Annotated in this window: 18 protein-coding genes; 9 read left to right on the top strand and 9 right to left on the bottom strand. The window is 67.4% G+C overall.

What is annotated here, in order from left to right:
• Window positions 1–12: 12 nt before the first annotated feature.
• Window positions 13–351 carry a hypothetical protein gene (locus ABIE04_RS10060; RefSeq protein WP_354549472.1) on the bottom strand — a complete coding sequence of 113 codons (339 nt, stop codon included), beginning with the start codon at window positions 349–351 and terminating at the stop codon, window positions 13–15.
• Between the two features lie 284 nt (window positions 352–635).
• Complete coding sequence (locus ABIE04_RS10055) at window positions 636–1382, bottom strand: ferredoxin--NADP reductase (RefSeq protein ID WP_354549470.1); 747 nt, start codon at window positions 1380–1382, stop codon at window positions 636–638.
• A 93-nt stretch (window positions 1383–1475) separates the two neighbouring features.
• On the opposite strand from ABIE04_RS10055, the gene ABIE04_RS10050 reads away from it, so the two are divergent.
• Genes ABIE04_RS10050 through ABIE04_RS10040 form a run of 3 tightly spaced genes read left to right on the top strand, consistent with a single transcriptional unit; the run spans window position 1476 to window position 3940 of the window.
• Window positions 1476–2441: an ABC transporter ATP-binding protein gene (locus tag ABIE04_RS10050; RefSeq protein WP_354549468.1), complete on the top strand. Its 966-nt coding sequence runs from the start codon at window positions 1476–1478 to the stop codon at window positions 2439–2441.
• Window positions 2438–3217 (top strand): ABC transporter permease, encoded by a 780-nt coding sequence (locus ABIE04_RS10045; protein ID WP_354549466.1) that lies wholly within the window; start codon window positions 2438–2440, stop codon window positions 3215–3217. Before ABIE04_RS10050 ends, ABIE04_RS10045 begins: the two co-directional genes overlap by 4 nt.
• Before the next feature lie 3 nt (window positions 3218–3220).
• On the top strand, window positions 3221–3940 hold the full coding sequence (locus ABIE04_RS10040; RefSeq protein WP_354549464.1) for a pseudouridine synthase: 720 nt from the start codon (window positions 3221–3223) through the stop codon (window positions 3938–3940).
• A gap of 107 nt (window positions 3941–4047) precedes the next feature.
• On the opposite strand, the gene tsaD is transcribed toward ABIE04_RS10040, so the two are convergent.
• Complete coding sequence (gene tsaD, locus ABIE04_RS10035; RefSeq protein WP_354549853.1) at window positions 4048–5082, bottom strand: tRNA (adenosine(37)-N6)-threonylcarbamoyltransferase complex transferase subunit TsaD; 1035 nt, start codon at window positions 5080–5082, stop codon at window positions 4048–4050.
• Window positions 5083–5180: 98 nt separating this feature from the next.
• Between tsaD and rpsU the strand changes: the two genes are divergently transcribed.
• Together rpsU and ABIE04_RS10025 are read left to right on the top strand one after the other, a co-directional pair.
• Window positions 5181–5396 carry a 30S ribosomal protein S21 gene (rpsU, locus tag ABIE04_RS10030; RefSeq protein ID WP_007081639.1) on the top strand — a complete coding sequence of 72 codons (216 nt, stop codon included), beginning with the start codon at window positions 5181–5183 and terminating at the stop codon, window positions 5394–5396.
• Window positions 5397–5588: 192 nt separating this feature from the next.
• Window positions 5589–6035 carry a GatB/YqeY domain-containing protein gene (locus tag ABIE04_RS10025; protein ID WP_354549460.1) on the top strand — a complete coding sequence of 149 codons (447 nt, stop codon included), beginning with the start codon at window positions 5589–5591 and terminating at the stop codon, window positions 6033–6035.
• Here ABIE04_RS10025 and ABIE04_RS10020 read toward each other — a convergent pair.
• Window positions 6013–6327 (bottom strand): hypothetical protein, encoded by a 315-nt coding sequence (locus tag ABIE04_RS10020; RefSeq protein WP_354549458.1) that lies wholly within the window; start codon window positions 6325–6327, stop codon window positions 6013–6015. The two genes, ABIE04_RS10025 and ABIE04_RS10020, sit on opposite strands and share 23 nt — an antisense overlap.
• Window positions 6328–6482: 155 nt before the next feature.
• Between ABIE04_RS10020 and ABIE04_RS10015 the strand changes: the two genes are divergently transcribed.
• On the top strand, window positions 6483–6653 hold the full coding sequence (locus ABIE04_RS10015; protein WP_354549455.1) for a DUF1328 domain-containing protein: 171 nt from the start codon (window positions 6483–6485) through the stop codon (window positions 6651–6653).
• A 7-nt stretch (window positions 6654–6660) separates the two neighbouring features.
• Here ABIE04_RS10015 and ABIE04_RS10010 read toward each other — a convergent pair whose 3' ends face one another.
• On the bottom strand, window positions 6661–7296 hold the full coding sequence (locus ABIE04_RS10010; protein ID WP_354549452.1) for a GNAT family N-acetyltransferase: 636 nt from the start codon (window positions 7294–7296) through the stop codon (window positions 6661–6663).
• A gap of 84 nt (window positions 7297–7380) precedes the next feature.
• Between ABIE04_RS10010 and dnaG the strand changes: the two genes are divergently transcribed.
• The 3 genes from dnaG to ABIE04_RS09995 all read left to right on the top strand — a co-directional run bounded on the left by dnaG (window position 7381) and on the right by ABIE04_RS09995 (window position 10873).
• On the top strand, window positions 7381–9117 hold the full coding sequence (dnaG, locus tag ABIE04_RS10005) for a DNA primase (protein ID WP_354549448.1): 1737 nt from the start codon (window positions 7381–7383) through the stop codon (window positions 9115–9117).
• 124 nt (window positions 9118–9241) lie between these two features.
• Window positions 9242–9862, top strand: coding sequence for a DedA family protein (locus tag ABIE04_RS10000; RefSeq protein ID WP_354549444.1), 621 nt, complete (start codon window positions 9242–9244; stop codon window positions 9860–9862).
• A gap of 9 nt (window positions 9863–9871) precedes the next feature.
• The gene (locus ABIE04_RS09995; RefSeq protein WP_354549441.1) at window positions 9872–10873 is read left to right on the top strand and encodes a bile acid:sodium symporter family protein; all 1002 of its coding nucleotides are present in this window, start codon (window positions 9872–9874) and stop codon (window positions 10871–10873) included.
• A gap of 22 nt (window positions 10874–10895) precedes the next feature.
• Here the strand turns inward: ABIE04_RS09995 and mgtA are convergent, their stop codons facing one another.
• From mgtA to ABIE04_RS09975, 4 genes are all read right to left on the bottom strand, one after another.
• Complete coding sequence (gene mgtA / locus ABIE04_RS09990; RefSeq protein ID WP_354549437.1) at window positions 10896–13541, bottom strand: magnesium-translocating P-type ATPase; 2646 nt, start codon at window positions 13539–13541, stop codon at window positions 10896–10898.
• A gap of 145 nt (window positions 13542–13686) precedes the next feature.
• On the bottom strand, window positions 13687–13908 hold the full coding sequence (locus ABIE04_RS09985; RefSeq protein ID WP_354549433.1) for a hypothetical protein: 222 nt from the start codon (window positions 13906–13908) through the stop codon (window positions 13687–13689).
• Between the two features lie 306 nt (window positions 13909–14214).
• The gene (gene cyoE, locus ABIE04_RS09980) at window positions 14215–15120 is read right to left on the bottom strand and encodes a heme o synthase (protein ID WP_436410365.1); all 906 of its coding nucleotides are present in this window, start codon (window positions 15118–15120) and stop codon (window positions 14215–14217) included.
• A 96-nt stretch (window positions 15121–15216) separates the two neighbouring features.
• On the bottom strand, window positions 15217–15618 hold the full coding sequence (locus tag ABIE04_RS09975) for a hypothetical protein (RefSeq protein WP_354549430.1): 402 nt from the start codon (window positions 15616–15618) through the stop codon (window positions 15217–15219).
• Window positions 15619–15666 lie beyond the last annotated feature (48 nt).

Here is a 15666-nt window from a genome sequence, read left to right as displayed (position 1 = left end):
CAGTAGGGGCGCCTATTCGTAGGTACGTACGACAAGCCGGGCGTCGGCAGGGTTCGCGTAGCCGACGAAGTAATCGAGCAACCGGTTGTTCGCAACGCCCGCGGCATCGAGGCGGATCACCGTGCGCGAATAGGAACGGCCGGGTTCGGTCGGCGTCCGGCCACAGGTCAACCGGCGCGGCGCAAGCCCAGCGACCAGCGGTGACGCCATGTCGCCATCGACGTCTTCGGTGAGGCAGGTCGGCTCGATCACCCCGCCCGAGAACACGACGCGGCCGCTTGCGGCGTACGCGCTCGAGACGCCCACGAGCATGAGCAGCCCTGCCAATGCAATGCCAAGTGGACCGCTCATGCCGATCACCTCTCGAGATACCACCCCGCGGATGCGGAGCCTCTCAGCGGGTCATCGGCCCGGTCCATTCGACCTTGATCGATTCTGGCGAAGTTGTCGTCGAAAATGTGACGACCATCACATTGCCAGGGCGGATCGGGGCCGGGACACGGCCAGCTCGCTGCCCACCCCGGTCATTTAGCCTTGGGGAAGTGAATCGGCCGTGACACATCGGTGAACGGCAACCCTGCCATGCATCACGGTTGGCGGCCTGCATGACGCCGGCCACGACGCACCGGCCGCATTCAGCGCGACGAAATGTACTTCTCCCGCCGGATCTGCGGCACCGGCAGGCCGAACTCCTTCAGCGCGGCGAAGGCCGCGTCGACCATGTTCGGGTTGCCGCACAGGTAGGCGATGTCGCGGTCGGCGTGCGGGCCGAGTTCGGCCAGCACGTTCTGCACATGGCCGCTGCGGTCGGTGGGGCGCGGCGTGGCGCGCGCCTCGCGGCTGAGACAACCGTGGAAGATGAAGCCGGGGTGGGTTTGCGCGAACGCCTCGAACTCCTCGCCATAGAGCAGCTCGGCCTCGGTGCGTGCGCCGTACAGCAGTACCACTTCGCGATCACCCTTCGCGAGCAGCTTTTCGATCTGCGGCAGCATCGCGCGGTAGGGAGTGACGCCGGTGCCGGTGGCCAGCAGCAGGTAGCGCGGATGGCTGTCGGCTTCCTGCAGGCAGAAGCGGCCATAGGGGCCGCTGGCATCGATCACGCCGCCCACGGGCAGCTCGCCGAGCAGCCTGGTGGCGGCGCCCCCCTCGACGTAGCTCACCGCGATCTCGATGCGTTGCACCGGCGAGCTGCCGTCGCCGACGGTGGCCACCGAGTAGCTGCGCTTGGTGGCCATGCCGTCGTCGTAGTGGAAGTGCACCTGCAGGAACTGGCCGGGCTGGAACGCCAGCGGCAGGCTGTCGACGCGCTCGAACACCAGGTGGCGCACCGCGGGCGCGAGCATGCGGCTGTCGACGAGACGGAGCTGGAAGTGGTCGGCCATGAAAGGTTTCCGGAAACAGTGTGTGCCGTCCGGCAGGGCCGGGCGACGGGACGTAGCCCGCTATAATAAGGGCTAACCCCCTTGGTGCAGCCCATGTCCCCGCAGTATCCAGATACAGCCCCCGCGCTTGTCGTCGACAATCTGCGCAAAACCTACGGCAACGGCGTCGAAGCCCTGAAGGGCATCAGCCTGACCGTGCAACCCGGCGACTTCTTCGCCCTGCTCGGCCCGAACGGCGCCGGCAAGTCCACCCTGATCGGCATCCTGTCCTCGCTGGTGAACTCCACTTCCGGCGACGCGCAGGTGTTCGGCGTGTCGGTCAACAAGGATCGCAGCGCGGCGATGCGGCTGATCGGCCTGGTGCCGCAGGAGATCAACTTCAACCAGTTCGAGAAACCGTTCGACATCTGCGTCAACGAGGCGGGTTTCTACGGCATCCCGCGCAGGATCGCCGCCGAACGCGCGGAGAAATACCTGAAGGAACTGCGCCTGTGGGACAAGGCGCAGATGCAGGCGCGCACGCTGTCCGGCGGCATGAAGCGACGGCTGATGATCGCCCGCGCGATGATGAACGAGCCGAAGCTGCTGATCCTGGATGAGCCCACCGCCGGCGTCGACATCGAGATCCGCCGCTCGATGTGGCACTTCGTCAGCGGCATCAATGCGGCCGGCACCACGGTGATCCTGACCACGCATTACCTGGAGGAAGCCGAATCGCTGTGCCGCAACATCGCGATCATCGACCATGGCACGATCATCGAGAACACCAGCATGAAGCGCCTGCTGGCGACGCTGGACGTGGAGACCTTCGTGCTGGACGTGGCGGCGATGCCGGCCGAACTGCCGAGCCTGCCCAACGTTACCCTGCGCCGCCGCGACGAGCACACGCTGGAGGCCGAGATGGCCCGCTCGCATGACCTCAACTCGCTGTTCGCGACCCTTTCCACGCACGGCATCATGGTGACCTCGATGCGCAACAAGACCAACCGGCTGGAGGAGCTGTTCGTGCGGCTGGTGGAGCATGGCCGCAGCGAACTGCCCGCTGGAGTCCCCGCATGAGCAACGCCGCCGCCAACCTCGTCGCGCTGAACACCCTCATCCGCCGCGAGATCGTGCGCATCATGCGCATTTGGACGCAGACGCTGATCCCGCCCGCGATCACCATGACGCTGTACTTCGTGATCTTCGGCAAGCTGATCGGCAGCCGCATCGGCAGCATCGAGGGCGGTTTCAGCTACATGCAGTACATCGTGCCGGGCCTGGTGATGATGAGCATCATCACCAACAGCTACGGCAACATCTCCAGCTCGTTCTTCGGCGCCAAGTTCAGCCGCGCGGTGGAGGAGATGCTGGTGTCGCCGATGCCGAACTGGGTGATCCTGCTCGGCTACGTGGCCGGTGCGGTGGTGCGCGGCCTGGTGGTCGGCATCCTGGTGCTGCTGATCGCGCTGTTCTTCACCGACCTGCACGTGCTGCACCCGCTGATCACGTTCGCCTCGGTGCTGCTGGGCGCCACGATCTTCTCGCTGGCCGGCTTCGTCAATGCGGTCTACGCGAAGAAATTCGACGACATCGCGCTGGTACCCACCTTCATCCTGACCCCGCTGACCTACCTGGGCGGCGTGTTCTATTCGGTGAACATGCTGGGCGAACCGTGGCAGGCGATCTCGCGCGCCAACCCGATCCTGTACATGGTCAACGCGTTCCGCTACGGCGTGCTCGGCATCAGCGACGTGCACGTGGGCATGGCCTTCGTGGTGATGCTCGGCTTTGTGATCGCGCTGTCGATCGTGGCGCTGCAGCTGCTCAAGCGCGGCATCGGCTTGCGCTCGTAAGCCATGCGCGTCAACAAATACATCAGCGAAGCCGGGCTGTGCTCGCGCCGCGAAGCGGACGAACTGCTGGTCGCCGGGCGCGTCACCATCAATGGCGACGTGGTCGCGACCGGCGCCAAGGCGCTGGAGGGCGACGAGGTGCGCGTCGATGGCGAGATCGTGCGGGCGCGCCTCCTGGCCGCCACGCCGGCGGCGAAGAAAGCCATCTACATCGCGCTGAACAAGCCGGTCGGCATCACCTGCACCACCGACCACGGCGTGGACGGCAACATCGTGGACTTCATCGACCACCCGCAGCGGATCTTCCCGATCGGCCGGCTGGACAAGGATTCCGAAGGGCTGATCCTGCTGACCAGCAACGGCGACATCGTCAACGAGATCCTGCGCGCGGAAAACCACCACGAGAAGGAATACCTGGTCGGCGTGAACAAGGCGGTCACCGACGAGTTCCTGGCCGGCATGGCCAAGGGCGTGCGCATTCACGGGCAAATGACGAAACCCTGCCGCACCCGCCGCATCGCGAAGTTCGGCTTCTCGATCATGCTGACCCAGGGCCTGAACCGGCAGATCCGGCTGATGGCCGCCGCGTTCGGCTACCGGGTGACCCAGCTGCGCCGCGTGCGCATCGACAACGTGAAGCTGGCCCACCTGAAGGTCGGCCAGTGGCGCAACCTCACCGAGGCGGAATTGAAGGGGTTGTTGCCCGGCCGCACGCAGTGGTGATCCGCCGCATTTTGTAGGGCGGGCACGGCCCGCCGCTCTTGCGCTATCTCGCGTCACTGCCCGACGAAACGCCGGCGGGCCGCGCCCACCCTGTGAACGCGGATGCGCTACGCCGCAGGCAGCGTCTGCAGGTCCCAGCGCGGACGCACCTGCACGGTCCCGTCCTGATGCTGGCCGCCGGCCAGGCGGATCGCGCCAGCCAGTGCGATCATCGCGCCGTTGTCGGTGCAGAAGTCCAGCCGCGGGAAATACACCTGGAAGCCGTCCTTCTCGCCGGCCCTGGCCAGCTCGCTGCGCAGTCTTCGGTTCGCCCCGACGCCGCCGGCAATCACCAGCCGCTGCGCGCCGCTGGACTCGAGCGCGCGCCGGCACTTGATGATCAGGGTGTCGACGATCGCCTCCTCGAACGCGCGAGCCACGTCGGCGCGGGTCTGCTCGCTCTGGTCGGACTGCTGCCAGGCCAGCAGCACCTGGGTCTTCAGGCCGGAAAAGCTGAAATCCAGTCCCGGCCGGTCGGTCATCGGCCGGGAGAAGCGGAAGGCGCCGGCACGCCCCTGTTCGGCCAGTTTCGCCAGCGCCGGGCCGCCGGGATACGGCAGGCCCATCATCTTGGCGGTCTTGTCGAACGCCTCGCCGGCGGCGTCGTCCAGGGTATCGCCCAGGATCGTGTACTGGCCGATCGCCTTCACCTCGACCAGCATGGAGTGCCCGCCGGACACCAGCAGCGCCACGAACGGCGGCTCGGGCGGGTTGTCCTCCAGCAGCGGGGCCAGCAGGTGGCCTTCCATGTGGTGCACCCCGATCGCCGGCACGCCCAGCGCCCAGGCCAGCGCGCGCCCGGCGGAAGCCCCGACCAGCAAGGCGCCGACCAGGCCCGGGCCAGCGGTATAGGCCACCCCGCCCAGGTCGTGCACGGTCAGCCCGGCTTGGGCCAGCGCTTCGCGGATCAGCGGCAGCAGCTTGCGCACGTGGTCGCGGCTGGCCAGTTCCGGCACCACGCCGCCGTAGTCGGCATGCAGCTTGATCTGGCTGTACAAGGTATGCGCCAGCAGGCCGCGGCCCGGCGCGGCCGGCTCCCAGCGCAGCAGCGCCACCCCGGTCTCGTCGCAGGAGGTTTCGATGCCCAGCACCGGCTTGATCATCGCCGGCTTTGAAAATTCTGTGATATCCACGGTATAATTCGCGGCTCGCCCTATTTGACAGTCCCGTACCAGCGGGCAGATTACCACTCGGAGTTTCCATGCCCAACGTAAAAGTTCGCGAGAACGAGCCGTTCGAGATCGCACTGCGTCGTTTCAAGCGTACCTGCGAAAAGGCCGGCGTCCTCGCCGAAACGCGCAAGCGTGAGTTCTACGAAAAGCCGACCCAGGAGCGCAAGCGCAAGCGCGCTGCCGCGGTGAAGCGCCACCTGCGTCGCCTGTCGCGTGACGTCTCGCGCAAGGTCCGCCTGTACTGAGTTTCCCCGATCCGCCGCCTCGCGGTGGATCATGCGGCGCCCCGGCGCCGCGCATTGAAGGAAACACGGTCGGCGCGGGTTCTCGCAGCCACCGCAAGCACTTCGGATTCGACATTGGCCGGTGTTGTCCCAGGGACAACGCCGGCTTTGTCGTTTCCGTAGAATCGACATCCCATCCCAGAGGCCCCGCCCATGACTCTCAAGCAGCAGCTCACCGAAGACATGAAGACCGCGATGCGCGGCGGCGACAAGCACCGGCTGGGCGTGATCCGGCTGATGCTGGCGGCGATCAAGCAGCGCGAGGTGGATGAGCGGATCGAACTGGACGACGTGCAGGTGCTCAGCGTGCTGGAGAAGATGCTGAAGCAGCGCAAGGACTCGGTGAGCCAGTACGCCGCCGCGAACCGCGAGGATCTGGCCGATGTCGAGCGCGCCGAGATGGTGGTGATCGAGACCTACCTGCCGGCCAAGCTCGGCGACGACGAGATCGACGCCCTGATCACCGCCGCGATCGCCGACACCGGCGCCACCTCGCCGCGCGACATGGGCAAGGTGGTGGCCGCGGTGAAGGAAAAGGCCGCCGGCCGCGCCGACATGGGCGTGGTTTCGGGCCGGATCAAGGCGCGCCTGGCCGGCTGAGCGTTCCGGCCACGAACAGCAAGCCCAGCAGCACCAGCACGCCGGCGACCGCGGCCAGCGCGATGCGATGGCGGCGCCTGCGCAGCCGCTGCCAGTTCGCCACGTCGAGGAAGTAGCGCCCCTCGCCCGGACAGCGCAGCACCGCATGATTCACCAACTGATACCAAGCCATGCCCGGCTTCAGGCCCAGTCGCTCCGCCGTGCAGGCGGTCGCCTCCGTGGTCGCGGCGGCACGCTCGAACGTGCGCACGATCGCACGCTGCTTGATCATCATCACCGCGCTGATCACCATGGCTCGTCCTTCCCGGGGTCGGCCGGAAAGCTTGCCGCCCCGCGCCGCCACTGGCAAGCGGCACGATGCATCGCGTTCACGCCCGCCCCGCTACAAACGCCGGTGACCCGCCCGGGATTCCGCCGCGCGGGCGAACATCGCTGCAGGAGACGCACATGCTGAAGTGGGCCATCATCTTCGCCATCATCTCGCTGGTCACCGGCTGGCTGGGCTTCGGCGGGCTTGCCGGAGTCACCGCCACCATCGCCAAAGTGCTGTTCGTGTGCTTCGTGATCCTGTTCCTGCTGGCCGTGCTGGCGGTGATGGGCGTGATCAGCCTGTTCTAGCGACGACTCAGGCCGGCGCCTGCCATTGCATGCGCCGGTGAGCGGGCACTTGCCCCTGCGCGTTGGCCAGCGTCGAGCGGCGCTCGCCGATCACCGCGAAACCCAGCCGCTGGTACAGCCGCTGCGCATCCGGATTGGTCACCGCCACATCGAGGATCACCGACCCGCCTGAACCGGCGGGACGGGTGGCCAGCAGATGATCGACCAAGGCCGAGCCCATACCCTGGCCGCGCAGCGACGGCGCCACTCCCAAGTGCCCCAGGTAGTACATCGCGCCGGCCGGCGGCGGGATCACCGACTCCACCTTCAGCCCGCGCGCGATCACCCCGGCCGCATGGCGCCAGCCGTAGTGGCCGAGAATCTGCCGCGCCGCCGCCAGCGTGAACCACCACTTCGTGGCGCCGCCGTAGCCCGCCCCCACCGCCACCACCGCGCCGTCCAGCTCGCCTACCACATGGTTGCGCCAGCCGAACTCGCCCGCACCGTCGACGAACGCCCGCCGCAGGAGCGCCTGCGCATCGCCCAGCCCCGGTACCGCGAACACATACTCGAACGCGGCCGGGCCGGAGCTGTGGATCAGCGGCACGGCGGCCGCCACGTCCGTCGCCGCCGCGGCGCGAAAGCTCACTCCAGCGCGGTTCATCGCCCATCCCCTGTGACATTTCGCCTCAGACTAGCGCAATCCGCCCGAGCCTCCCCGGCGGCGACCGACTAGACTAGGGGGTCTATGCGCGGCCTGATTCCCGACAGCTTCATCGATGAACTGCTTGCCCGCGTCGACATCGTCGACGTGATCGAGCGGCGCGTGCCGTTGAAGAAGGCCGGGCGCGAATGGACCGCCTGCTGTCCGTTCCACAACGAGCGCACGCCATCGTTCTACGTCAGCCCGGCCAAGCAGTTCTTCCACTGCTTCGGCTGCGGCGCGCATGGCAGCGCGGTGAAGTTCCTGATGGACTACGAGCGGCTGGAGTTTCCGGACGCGGTGGAGGAGCTGGCGCAGACGGTGGGCCTCACCGTGCCGCGCGAAGGTGGTCGCGACGCGGCGCCGCGCGAGGACAAGACCGACCTGTACGCGTTGCTCGACGCGGCCGCCGGCTGGTACGAAGGCGAGCTGCCGCGCAACGCCGACGCCCAGGCCTACTGCAGGAAGCGCGGGCTGGACGCGGAGACGATCAAGCGCTTCCGTCTGGGCTGGGCGCCGGCCGGCTACGACGGCGTGATCAAGGCGCTGGGCAACACGCCGCGGCGAATGGAGCTGCTGAACGAAGCCGGCATGGTCGCGTCCAGCGAGCGCGGCAGCAAGTACGACCGCTTCCGCGAACGGCTGATGTTCCCGATCCTCGATCGCCGCGGCCGCGTCATCGCGTTCGGCGGAAGAGTGTTGAGCTCGGAGCAGTCTCCGAAGTACCTCAATTCACCGGAGACCCCGCTGTTCCACAAGGGCCGCGAGCTGTTCGCGCTGTGGCAGGTGAAGCAGGCCAACGCGAACCTGGTGCGGATCGTGGTGGTCGAGGGCTACATGGACGTGATCGCGCTGCACCAGGCCGGGCTGCCGATCGCGGTGGCCACGCTGGGCACGGCGACCACGCCGGAGCACACCGAGGTGCTGTTCCGCGCCGCGCCGGATGTGGTGTTCTGCTTCGACGGCGACCGCGCCGGCCGCGCCGCGGCGTGGAAGGCGCTGGAATCGGCGCTGCCGCGCCTGCGCGACGGCCGCCAGGCGTACTTCCTGTTCCTGCCCGACGGCGAGGATCCGGACTCGCTGGTGCGCAAGGAAGGCCGCGAGGGCTTCGAAAAGCGCATCAAGGAAGCGATGCCGCTGTCCGATTACTTCTTCAACGAGCTGTCGCACGACGTCGACATGGCCAGCCTCGACGGCCGCGCCCGGCTGGCCGAGCGCGCGCGCCCGCTGATCGCGAAGCTGCCCGACGGCGCGTTCCGCGACCTGATGGCGCAGGAACTGGAGAAACGCAGCGGTGCGCGCGCGATGCTGCAGACCGACCCGGCCACGCACCGCGCCGTGCAGCGCCCCACCGCCGTGCAGCGCAGCCTGGTGCGCAGTGCGATCTCGCTGCTGCTGGGGCAGCCGGGCCTGGCGGATCAGGTCGAGAAACCTTATCGCTTCCTGCGCCTGGACAAACCCGGCGTGGGCCTGCTCGCCGAACTGCTCGACCTCGCGCGCGCGCGCCCCGGCATCAACTCCGCCACGCTGGTGGAGCACTTTGCCGAGCGGCCGGAGTATCCGTCGCTGCAGAAACTGATGGCGGCGATGTCGGTGGGCGAGCTGGAAAGCCAGCGCACCGAATTCTTCGACGCACTGGCGCGGATGGAGGACCAGGCCATCACCCAGCGCCGCGATGCGCTGACCGCGAAGAGCCGCGAAGGCGCGCTGGACAGCGCCGAGAAAGCGGAGCTGCGCGAACTTCTGGCCGCGCGCGCGCGGCCGCCGGTGGCCTCGGCCTGATCGCGATGACGTGCCGCCTGTCCACGGACGCTCCGCGTCATCCTGCCCGGCTCGACTGCCATCCGACTGTGGGATCATTCCCGGCTGCGGCCGGGCAGGTCTCGCGTGACGCGCAAGGACACTGATGGATCTGCTGCAGCAACTGATCACGATCTTTGCCGAGAACGGCTACGTCGCCGTGTTCATCGCGCTGATGATCTGCGGCGCCGGCCTGCCCTTGCCGGAAGACATCACCCTGGTCGCCGGCGGCGTGATCGCGGGACTCGGCTACGCCAACGTGCACGCGATGGTCGCGCTGGCGATGTTCGGCGTGCTGCTGGGCGACTCGGCCATCTTCCTGCTCGGCCACCACTACGGCGCGCGCATCCTGCAGTGGCGTTTCGTGGCGCGCGTGCTGACCCCGGAACGCTACCTCAAGGTGCAGGAAAAATTCGACCAGTACGGCAACCGCATGCTGTTCTTCGCGCGTTTCCTGCCCGGCATGCGAACCACCGTCTACCTCACCGCCGGCACCACCCATCGGGTGTCGTTCCTGCGTTTCCTGCTGATCGACACGCTGGCGGCGCTGATCAGCGTGCCGTTCTGGGTCTACCTGGGCTTCTTCGGCGCCGACAACCACGAATGGCTGGTGAAATGGCTCCATCGCGGCCAGAGCAGCCTGTGGGTGCTGGTGGGGGTCCTGTTGCTGACCGTGCTGGTGCTGTGGTGGAAACACCGGCGGCGCACACGTTGCGGGCTGGATTGAGCTGGCCGCATGTCGCTGCGCCGCGTTCGTCCGGACAACTTCACCCTCGCCCTGCTCGCCACCGTGGCGCTGGCCTCGCTGCTGCCATGCCGCGGCGGGGCCGCCCAGGTGTTCGACGGGATCACCGACGCGGCGATCGCGCTGCTGTTCTTCCTGCACGGCGCCAAGCTGCCGCGCACGGCGATCGTGCAGGGGCTGACCCACTGGCGGCTGCACCTGACCGTGTTCGCCGGCACCTTCGCGCTGTTCCCGCTGCTCGGGCTGGCGCTGCAGCCGGTCGGCCATGCGCTGCTGACACCCGAGCTCTACCTCGGCGTGCTGTTCGTGTGCACGCTGCCGTCCACGGTGCAATCGTCGATCGCGTTCACCTCGATCGCCGGCGGCAACGTGTCGGCCGCCGTGGTCAGCGCCTCGATGTCGAACCTCATCGGCATCGCGCTGACCCCGCTGCTGGTCGGCCTGCTCCTGGCCAGCCACGGCGGCGGCGCTTCATGGCAGGGCGTGCTGGACATCATGCTGCAGCTGCTGCTGCCATTCGCGCTTGGCCACGTGGCGCGGCGCTGGATCGGCGGTTTCGTCGACCGCCACAAGCCGCTGCTCGGCTACACCGACCAGGGCACGATCCTGCTGGTGGTGTACACCGCGTTCAGCGCCGCGGTAGTCGACGGCCTGTGGCGCGACACGCCGATCTCCGCGCTGCTGTCCACCCTGGCGATGTGCGCGCTGCTGCTGGCGCTGGTGATGCCGACGCTGACCTGGGCCGCGCGCCGGCTCGGCTTTTCGCGCGAGGACGAGATCACGATTGTCTTCTGCGGCTCCAAGAAGAGCATGGCCAGCGGCATCCCGATGGCGAAGATCCTGTTCGCCGGCCAGCTCGGCGGTCTCGGCGCGCTGGTGCTGCCGCTGATGATCTTCCACCAATTGCAGTTGATGGTATGCGCGGTGGTGGCGCGCCGGTACGCGACGCGTGGCGACCACGCCGTCGCCGAGGACGACCGCGAGGCGGACTGATACGGCCGCCGGCTCCGCGCTCCTACAGCCAGCGGCCATAGCGGCGGATGTAGATGACCTTCATCAGCTGGGTCAGCACGCAATAGCTCGCCAGGGTCAGCGCCAGCCAGGCGAAGTACAGCGGCGGCAGCGGCACCATGCCGATCTTCGCGCCCAGCGCGCTGAACGGGATCAGCATGCCGATCACGATGATCGCCAGGGTCAGCCCCAGCACCGGCGCGGACGCCACACTCTGCAGGAACGGGATGCGCCGGGTGCGGATCATGTGCACGATCAGGGTCTGCGACAGCAGGCCCTCGATGAACCAGCCGGAGTGGAACAGCGACTGCCGCGCCGGCGTGTTCGCGCCGAACACGTGCCACATCAGCCAGAACGTGGTGATGTCGAAGATCGAGCTGACCGGGCCCACCCACACCATGAAACGGCCGATGTCGCCGGCGTCCCAGCGGCGCGGTTTGCTCAGGTATTCCTCGTCCATGCGGTCGAACGGGATCGACAGCTGCGAGATGTCGTACAGCAGGTTCTGCACCAGGATCTGCAGTGGCAGCATCGGCAGGAACGGCAGGAACGCGCTGGCCACCAGCACGCTGAACACGTTGCCGAAGTTCGAGCTGGCGGTCATCTTGATGTACTTCATGATGTTGCCGAAGGTGACGCGGCCTTCCAGCACGCCTTCCTCCAGCACCATCAGGTTCTTCTCCAGCAGGATGATGTCGGCCGACTCCTTGGCGATATCGGTGGCGGTGTCCACCGAGATGCCGACGTCGGCGTCGTGCAGCGCCGGCGCGTCGTTGATGCCGTCGCCGAGGAAGCCCACCGTGTGGCCCAGCCGCTGCAGCGAGCGCACCACGCGCGCCTTCTGCAGCGGCGACATCTTGGCGAACACGGTGACCCGCGCCACCAGCGCATCCAGCGCCGGGTCATCCAGTTCCTCGACCTCGCGGCCCTGCACCGAATGGCTGACGTCCAGCCCGACCTCGCGGCAGATCTTGCGGGTCACGGCTTCGTTGTCGCCGGTGATCACCTTCACTTCGACGCCGTGCTGATGCAGCGCGCGGATCGCGGTGGCGGCCGAGTCCTTCGGCGGGTCGAGGAAGGCCAGGCAACCGACCGCGACCAGCTCGCTCTCGTCGGCCACGCCATAGGCATGCTCGCGCGCGGCCTCGCGCCGCACCGCCACCACCAGGACGCGCAGGCCGTCCTCGTTGAGCTGGTGCGTCATCGCCTTGATCTCGCGGCGACGCGCCTCGGTCATCGGCTCGATCGCGCCACCGGTCTTCGCGTACGCGCAGATCGACAGCATCTCCTCGACTGCGCCCTTGCAGATCAGCAAGTGTTCGCCGTCGCCGCTGGTCACCACCACCGACATGCGCCGACGCTGGAAATCGAAGGGAATCTCGTCCACCACGCGGTAGCTCATCGCCGCCGCTTCCAGATCGCGGTGCTCCAGCACCGCCTTGTCCATCAGGTTCTTCAGGCCGGTCTGGAAGCGGCTGTTGAGGTAGCCGTATTCCAGCGCCTCGTCCGATGCCTCGCCGTCGAGGTCGAGGTGGCGTTCCAGCACGATCTTGTCCAGCGTCAGCGTGCCGGTCTTGTCGGTGCACAACACGTCCATCGCGCCGAAGTTCTGTATCGCGTTGAGCCGCTTCACCACCACCTTGCGCCGGGACATCGCCAGCGCGCCCTTGGCCAGGTTCGCGGTGACGATCAGCGGCAGCATCTCCGGGGTCAGCCCGACCGCGATCGACAGCGCGAACAGGAACGCCTCGGTCCAGTTGTGCTTGTCCAGTCCGTTGATCAGGAATACCACCGGCACCATCACCGCCATGAAACGCAGCAGCAGCCAGCTGACGCCGCTCACGCCGCGATCGAAACTGGTCTGCACGCGCTGGCCGCTCATGCTGTGCGCCAGCGAACCGAGATAGCTGCGCGCACCGGTCGCCACCACCACTGCACTGGCGGTGCCGCTGACCACATTGGTGCCCATGTAGCAGACGGTGGGCAGGTCCAGCGGATTGGCGCCGCTGCCGTCATCGACGGAGGCGCGCGTAGGCGCCGACTTCTCCACCGGCAACGATTCGCCGGTGAGGATCGCCTGGCTGATGAACAGATCCTTCGCGCCGAGCAGGCGCAGATCCGCGGGCACCATGTCGCCGGCACCCAGATGCACGATGTCGCCGGCGACCAGCTCCGCCACCGGCACCTCGATCTGTTCGCTGTGGCCATCGGAAGCGCGCCGGGTCACGGTGGCGGTATTGCGCACCATCGCCTTGAGCTTCTCGGCGGCGCGGGTGGAACGGTATTCCTGGGTGAAGCTCAGCAACACGCTGATCCCGACCATCACCGCAATGATGATTGGCCCGGTCAGATCGTTGCCATCGGTGAACAGCTGCACGCCGGCCAGCACCAGGAGCACCACGATGAACGGGTTCTTGAACGCGCGCAGCAACTGCAGTGACCAATGCGGCGGCTTCTCGTGCGATACCTCGTTCGGCCCATCGCGATGCAACCGCTCGCTGATCTGCGCTTCGTCGAGACCGCGCACCGACGTATCCAGTCCGGCCAGCAGCGCCTCGGCGGCGCAAAACGCCTGCCCGGCCGCGACCACCGGCCGCGGCGCGGCCTTGCCCGCCAGCCTGGCGGCGGGCGCTTGAAAAATCTTGCTCATGCTTCGCTTCCGTGAGGCGGAATGCCGATGCTGCGAAGCGCTGGCGACGTCAAGCCGCCATCACGCTAGCTCGTGCGGCCGCAGGCGCGGCCCGTGCCGGAGGGCGTTGGCGGAGGCCAGCCCTTGCGCGGAATCAGGACGGCCATCAGCGACCGGAACCCAGCCGCCGATGGCGCGGCGCCTTCAGGAACGACGCCGGTTCGCGCCGCACGGGCACGGCAGCGACGCGCTCGACGCCGCCACCGGCCGGCTTGGCCAGCGGCGCGGGCACGGTCACGCTGAATTCGGGCGACACGGCAGCACCGCGAACGGAGGCGGTGCGCAGGCCTGCAAGGCGCAGGCGGAGAAAATCGTGAAGGAGCTTCATCAGCCCATCTCCTCATGACGACGCCGTCGGCGTCCTCAGGAGTGGGCCGGACTTTCCCTAGCGGAAAGCACCAGCCGACCGCAGGCGGTCGCCGCAGGCGTTCAACTTGTTATGCGGCGCCGGCACCCGAAGCGAGCGGATGTCGACGTTGCGACTAGGGTAAACGTCCATATGCCTTGGTTAGTCAGGACAGGAAGCCGCCCGGCGCGGCGCGCCGGAGGGCGCGCGCATTGTCGTGCTGCGCCGCGGGAGTGTCAATGTTCAAGCTGAATTTTTCCGCACCAACATGGCGTCGGCACGGGCCCTTCAGACGACCGGCTGCAGCGCCAGCCCCTGCTGCACGATCGGCTCGACCAGCCAGTGGTCGACGAGCAGGAACGCGAACAGCGCCATCAGGTAGACGATGGAATAGTTGAACACCTTCATCGCGTACAGCTCGTCCGGCGGATTCAGCAGGCGCACGGCGTAATACAGGAACGCCCCGCCCAGCACCGCGGCGCCGCCCAGGTAGACCAGGCCGCTCATCCCGGTCAGCGCCGGCAGCAGGGTCACCAGCACCAGCAGCACGGTGTAGAACAGGATGTGCCAGCGGGTGAACACCACTCCGTGGGTCACCGGCAGCATCGGCACCTGGGCGCGCGAGTAGTCGTCGCGGCGGAAGATCGCCAGCGCCCAGAAGTGCGGCGGCGTCCACACGAAGATGATCAGGCACAGCTGCAGCGCGTACGGGTGCAGCGCGCCGGTGACCGCGGTCCAGCCCAGCACCGGCGGGATCGCCCCGGCGAGGCCGCCGATCACGATGTTCTGCGGCGAGGCGCGCTTGAGGAACGCGGTGTAGATCACCGCGTAACCGATCAGCCCGGCGAACGTCAGCACCGCGGTCAGCGTGTTGACCAGCAGCACCAGCACCAGCATCGAGGCGATGCCCAGCAGCAGCGCGAACACGAAGACCTGCCGCGCATTGAGATGCCCGGTGGCCAGCGGCCTATGTGCCGTGCGCACCATCACCTTGTCGATGCGCTGGTCGATCAGCTGGTTGAACGCGGCGGCCGACGAGGACGCCAGCCAGATGCCCAGCGTGCCGAACACCAGCGCGCGCCACGGCGGCATCCCGGGTACGGCGAGGAACATGCCGATCACCGCGCAGAACACCAGCAGCGCGACGATGCGCGGCTTGGTCAGTAGCAGGTATTGAGAGAAATGCAGGTTCACGATGACGTCAGGCAGCGGGCGACCGCCTAGTGTAATGCCTTGTATCCGGCCGGACACGTGCTGGAGGCCACCGGCCTGCTGCGCCACACAGCAGCATCAGGGCCGCGACTGGGCCAACTCATCCGGTACGACATCGGTGTAGTTCGCGAATTCCGAGTAGGACAGGCGGTGATCGCGGTCCATATCGTATTTGTCGAACTGCGCCCGCAGGATGCTCATCTCCTTCGGCAATTCGGAGCGGGTCAACAGCATGTCGCGATTGCGATCAAGCGCAAGGAAAGCGTCCGTCGACTGCTGCGGCGTCATCAACGGTTTCTTGCGGGCATGCCTCAGTGGCTCGGTCGCCATCGTGTCGAACGACTTGCTGTTCGACTCCTGAACCTGGCGTGTCATCTCGAGCCTGCCCGCGGCTTGCCCCTTCTCAGGCCGCTCCTGCGCAACCGAACTTTCGACCCACGCCGGCCCGGCCAGCAGCAAACCGACCACCAGCGCGAACATCCGCATGCTCATTCTCATGAGAGGTATCCCGCTCGCATTCGATGTATC

This window comes from Rhodanobacter soli (assembly GCF_040548735.1).
In the GTDB taxonomy this organism is placed as follows: domain Bacteria; phylum Pseudomonadota; class Gammaproteobacteria; order Xanthomonadales; family Rhodanobacteraceae; genus Rhodanobacter; species Rhodanobacter soli_A.
Note: the sequence above shows the minus strand (reverse complement) of the source record. Positions and strands in the feature narration are given on the sequence as shown.

Excerpts from the sequence above, each read along its gene's own strand:
- ABIE04_RS10045 (WP_354549466.1), top strand. The coding sequence starts at position 2,438 with ATGAGCAACGCCGCCGCCAACCTCGTCGCGCTGAACACCCTCATCCGC.
- ABIE04_RS09975 (WP_354549430.1), bottom strand. The coding sequence starts at position 15,618 with ATGTTCGCGCTGGTGGTCGGTTTGCTGCTGGCCGGGCCGGCGTGGGTC.
- mgtA (WP_354549437.1), bottom strand. The coding sequence starts at position 13,541 with ATGAGCAAGATTTTTCAAGCGCCCGCCGCCAGGCTGGCGGGCAAGGCC.
- ABIE04_RS10020 (WP_354549458.1), bottom strand. The coding sequence starts at position 6,327 with ATGGTGATCAGCGCGGTGATGATGATCAAGCAGCGTGCGATCGTGCGC.
- ABIE04_RS10060 (WP_354549472.1), bottom strand. The coding sequence starts at position 351 with ATGAGCGGTCCACTTGGCATTGCATTGGCAGGGCTGCTCATGCTCGTG.
- tsaD (WP_354549853.1), bottom strand. The coding sequence starts at position 5,082 with ATGATCAAGCCGGTGCTGGGCATCGAAACCTCCTGCGACGAGACCGGG.
- rpsU (WP_007081639.1), top strand. The coding sequence starts at position 5,181 with ATGCCCAACGTAAAAGTTCGCGAGAACGAGCCGTTCGAGATCGCACTG.
- ABIE04_RS10055 (WP_354549470.1), bottom strand. The coding sequence starts at position 1,382 with ATGGCCGACCACTTCCAGCTCCGTCTCGTCGACAGCCGCATGCTCGCG.
- ABIE04_RS10000 (WP_354549444.1), top strand. The coding sequence starts at position 9,242 with ATGGATCTGCTGCAGCAACTGATCACGATCTTTGCCGAGAACGGCTAC.
- ABIE04_RS10050 (WP_354549468.1), top strand. The coding sequence starts at position 1,476 with ATGTCCCCGCAGTATCCAGATACAGCCCCCGCGCTTGTCGTCGACAAT.
- ABIE04_RS10040 (WP_354549464.1), top strand. The coding sequence starts at position 3,221 with ATGCGCGTCAACAAATACATCAGCGAAGCCGGGCTGTGCTCGCGCCGC.
- dnaG (WP_354549448.1), top strand. The coding sequence starts at position 7,381 with ATGCGCGGCCTGATTCCCGACAGCTTCATCGATGAACTGCTTGCCCGC.
- ABIE04_RS10025 (WP_354549460.1), top strand. The coding sequence starts at position 5,589 with ATGACTCTCAAGCAGCAGCTCACCGAAGACATGAAGACCGCGATGCGC.
- ABIE04_RS10015 (WP_354549455.1), top strand. The coding sequence starts at position 6,483 with ATGCTGAAGTGGGCCATCATCTTCGCCATCATCTCGCTGGTCACCGGC.
- ABIE04_RS09985 (WP_354549433.1), bottom strand. The coding sequence starts at position 13,908 with ATGAAGCTCCTTCACGATTTTCTCCGCCTGCGCCTTGCAGGCCTGCGC.
- ABIE04_RS10010 (WP_354549452.1), bottom strand. The coding sequence starts at position 7,296 with ATGAACCGCGCTGGAGTGAGCTTTCGCGCCGCGGCGGCGACGGACGTG.
- ABIE04_RS09995 (WP_354549441.1), top strand. The coding sequence starts at position 9,872 with ATGTCGCTGCGCCGCGTTCGTCCGGACAACTTCACCCTCGCCCTGCTC.